This window comes from Myxococcus sp. AB025B (assembly GCF_006518215.1).
In the GTDB taxonomy this organism is placed as follows: domain Bacteria; phylum Myxococcota; class Myxococcia; order Myxococcales; family Myxococcaceae; genus Myxococcus; species Myxococcus fulvus.
This window is the reverse complement of sequence record NZ_SRLW01000502.1, coordinates 1-4090: the sequence shown is the minus strand read 5'-3', so window position 1 is coordinate 4090 and position 4090 is coordinate 1. Positions and strand designations below refer to the sequence as shown.

General features: G+C 66.5%; 2 protein-coding genes. One reads left to right on the top strand and one right to left on the bottom strand.

The features are described 5' to 3' along the window. Positions 1 to 105: 105 nt before the first annotated feature. Positions 106 to 3363, bottom strand: a complete 3258-nt coding sequence (locus FL311_RS41640) for a PA14 domain-containing protein (protein WP_228557440.1) — start codon at positions 3361 to 3363, stop codon at positions 106 to 108. A gap of 327 nt (positions 3364 to 3690) precedes the next feature. Here FL311_RS41640 and FL311_RS41635 point away from each other — a divergent pair. Beyond that, positions 3691 to 4090, top strand: a 400-nt coding sequence (locus FL311_RS41635; RefSeq protein ID WP_141333158.1) for an alpha/beta fold hydrolase, incomplete at its 3' end; no start/stop codon positions are given.

Genomic DNA, 4090 nt, shown 5'->3' with positions numbered 1-4090 from the left:
CCTCACGCAGCGTGGCGCGCCAGAATCCGGCTCGCTGCTGGACTCCGCACGGCCTGCAACATCCCTTCCCGGCAACCAACGCGCTCGTCGCGACCGCGCTCTCCATCAACCACTTCGCTCAGCAACACCCGGTACGGAGGTGATGAAGCCGTCGGGTGACACGCGACGGACGCGGTGGTTGTTCTTGTCGACGATGTACAGCGTCCCATCTGGGGCCACGTCGACATCCACCGGGTAGGCGAGCTCGGCGTTCACGGCGCGGCCACCATCACCCGCATTCCCATAGATTCCGGTGCCTGCATACACCGCCGCGTTGCCGTACCGGTCGATGCTCCAGACCCGATGCGACTCGTAGTCCGCCACGTACACGTTGCCGTTGGGTGCCACCTTGAGGCTGACGGGTGTGAAGCTCGAGCCGCGCCTGTGGTGCTCCCGCAGCACACCATCCGGATCAATCCGGACGATGCGGTGGTTTCCGTAGTCGGCGATGTAGATGCGTCCATCCGAACCTGCGGAGAGGTCAGCGGGATAGCTGAGCGCCGCTTGGAGCGCGGGGGTTCCATCCGCGCCCTCTCCTTGCACGCCCGTACCGGCCAAGGCGATGAGGACACCATCGACATTGTCCGCGGAGCGCCGCGTGCCGTCGCCCATGTAGAGCGTGCGCGAGTCCGGGTCATATTGGTGATGCAGGTCGAACGACCAACCCGCGACGGGTTGCAGCAGGGCCCGGGATGGGGTGACGGGCGTCGACCAGTACTGCCACAGCGTCATCTCGCGAGTATCGCGGGCGGCGCTGTAAGGCACGCCGGAGATGGCCGCGAAGGAGCGATTGAAGTTCGCGGGCTCCTGGTAGATGAGCGAGTATACGAAGCCCGTGCGGCCCACGACGACCTGACTGCCGGAGACCGTCCGGCCATAGGCGTCCTTGCCGTCCCACGCCCACTCATGGGTCAGATTGGGGAGAGGGGCGTAGGACGCGCGGAATTTACGGCCGGCCACTTCCAACTCCACCACGACGCGGATGACGTTGGGAGGCAGTGCCGCGCCCGTCAAGGGGATGCGCATCGTGTGGCTGGCCCGCCGCCCCGGCATCCGGTCGCTGCGATAGACGAGTTGATAGGGGGTGCCCGTCACGGGCAGCGTCTCCCCCAGCGTCTGGTTCTGGCACTCGATGATAGAACCGCTCTGGCACTCGGGACGCTCCTCCGGGTCTTCAGGCTTGGGCCGCTGGTGGTCCGGGGCCCTGGCGCCCAGGGGCGGGCCATAGGGCCAGTTGCAATCCCACGGGGTGAAGTGAGTCAACGCCACGCGCCACAGCGTCTTGCCCGAGGCGTACAGTGTGCCGAGTTGCTCGCGCTCATCCAGGGTGATGCCCAGCGCCAGCAGGGCGGGGTCACCCTCCGCCGTTCCGTCTCCGTCGATGTCCACCTGGGCCACGCCACCCGTCACGCCAACGATGGCGATGACGCGGCCGTTCTGCTCCGCCTCCCACCTACCCGTCGTGCGGTCGTAGAATCCGATGGGCACCGCGTCGCCTGAAGGGAAGTCCAGGAAGTTGTCGACGTAGAACGCGACGGGCCTGTCGAACTGAATGCGGGAGGCACCCACTGCGGTGGCCTCGTCCGCGCCGAGCTCGACGGCATAGGTGTAGCCCGTCGCGGCGGGCAACGTGCCCGGCATGGCGGAGGGGCCGGAGTCTCCTACGGTGTACTCGGTGGCGCGCACGGACAGCGAGTCGAGCGTCCGCGTCCCCACCCCTGGAATGATGACGGAGACCTGCGTCCCGGGCGGGAAGAGCACCGTCGCCTGCCGCGTTCCGTCAGAGTCCGTGACGGGGTTGCCCTGGGCCACCTGGGTGTCGGTGCTTGTTCCATCCAGCACGATGGTCGTCACTCGCGAGTCGAGCGCGACGAGCGTCACCTCGGGCGCCTCACGGTACTGTCCCCACGGAGCCTCCACCTCGCGCTGCGAGGGCAGGAAGCCCTCCTTTTCGTACGAGAGCACGAGAGCGCCGCCACCGTTGACCGCGAGGTCGAAGCGGCCATCCTCCCGCGTGAGCGTGAAGCCGACCTCTGGCTGCTGGAGGACGGAGACGCGAACGCCCTGCAGCGCGGTGCCTGTCCGTGAAGTGACCTTGCCCCGGAGCACGGCCAACCGCCGCTCGACGTGGGTTCCGGACTGGACGCCGAACTGGACGGGGTTTGTGCCGGAATACAGGAAGGAAGTGGCATCTTTGAAGGAGACGACGCCCGTGGTGCTCAGTGGGGGAGCGACAGTGGAGGGGTCGGGCGGCAATGTGGCCGCCGTGGCCGACGGACCATCGGTGGATTCATTGGGAGCGGCGTCCTCTGCTTCCACCCGATAAGTGGCCATCTGTCCGCGCGTCAGCCCGGAGCGGGTATAGGTGCGGACCAGTGCTCCCGTCCGCGCGACGAACACATCGTCCTCGTAGACCACGTAGCCAGTGACACCCTGGTCATCCGTCGCAGCGGGCCAGGAGAGCACCAGGCTCGTCGCAGCCACGTCGGAGACACTCAGGCGGCGCCCCTCGGGCCACGTCGGCGGCGTCGTATCCGGGGGAGTGCCAGCATCGGTCGGCTCGGTGCCCGCGTCCGGCACACTGCCTCCATCTGGGAGTGTGGTCTCCGGTGGATAGAGGTACTCCGTGGGAATTGGGAGCCAGTTGTTGTCAGGGTCATTCCATATCAGACCCATGAAGGCATCCCCCCCGTTCTCGTAATACTCCAGGCGGATGCTGACGAGTTCACCCTCGACGAGGTTCACGTTGGCCGAGTCCTCCTGGAGGCCATGGTCCGTCCAGTTGTCGATGACGAGCGTGTCATCAACCCAGAGGCGGACGCCGTCGTCCGACAGCGTGATGAAGGAATACGTGCCAGTGGTGGGAGCCTCCACCCAGCCTGTCCATCGCACGGAATACGTATCGGGGTCTGTCAGGGCCGTTCCGCTGGGAATGGCGGAGCCCCAGTCGAAGAAGATGGTGGGATCCACCTGGGTTGTGACCAGGGATCCGAACGACATATCGTCATAGTAGCGGCCCTCAAGGCCAGTCCCCGTTCCGGAAAGCCTGGCGCGAGAGGATCGCGGTGTAGCTTCGCGCGCGATCTCGGCTTCCTGCGGTCGGCAACCCGTGGCACCTATGATGAAGAGACAAAGCACACCAGCTCTAACCAAGACGCGATTCACACATTCCTCGCACGGGAAGACCAATCCCCAAGCTGTGGGTGTATTGCTATTGACAATCCCTTGTCGGATCAACGAGGCAATTCCTGATTTCCTGCAGCGGTGAGGCCGAGCGAGGAGGAGGCACCTGTGGCAGCATAAGTGGGCATGTGCGCCGGGCATTGTCGTAGGGGCTGAGGCCCCGGAGTGGGCCAGCCCTGGTACGACGCCGACGATGGACGATGGGGCCCTGCCAACGACCGCCGTGCTGTAGTCGAGGGCTCTGCCGGGCTCGTCGATGGGGAACGTCAGCCGGTCTGGAGGGCAGATGGGGTGCCCCTCCGCGAATGCCCAGATGTCCTCACTCGCCAGGAGCAGGAGCCCGTGGAGGAACGTTCCTTGGGCGCTGTCCGCAAACTCTGACATGCATCCTCGCCCGTTGATGAGTCATGGACGCAAGGCCTTCCGCATGAATCCGCCCCCTCTTGCGGACTGCTAGCTTGCGCCCTCATGGACACCGACACCCCCGCACTCGCCTCGCTGTCCATTCCCCTGGCCTCGCTGCGCATGCAGGCCTTGGAGGCGGGGCCCGCGGACGGCCCGCTCATGCTCCTGCTGCACGGCTTCCCCGAGCTGTCGGAGAGCTGGCGTGACGTGCTGCCCGTGCTCGGCGCGGCGGGCTATCACGCCGTGGCCCCGGACCTGCGCGGCTATGGCGGCACGGACCGTCCCCCAAAGGGCTACGACCTCGACACGCTCGCCGAGGACATCTACCAGCTCGCCCGCCACCTCCAGCCCGACCGCCCCATCCACCTCGTGGGCCACGACTGGGGCGGCGGCATCGCCTACCACGTGGCCGCCACCCGCCCCGACATCGTCGCCACCCTCACCGTCGTCAACTGTCCCCACC

Coding starts and splice junctions, on each gene's coding strand:
- FL311_RS41640 (WP_228557440.1), bottom strand. CDS start 3,363: ATGCCCGGCGCACATGCCCACTTATGCTGCCACAGGTGCCTCCTCCTC.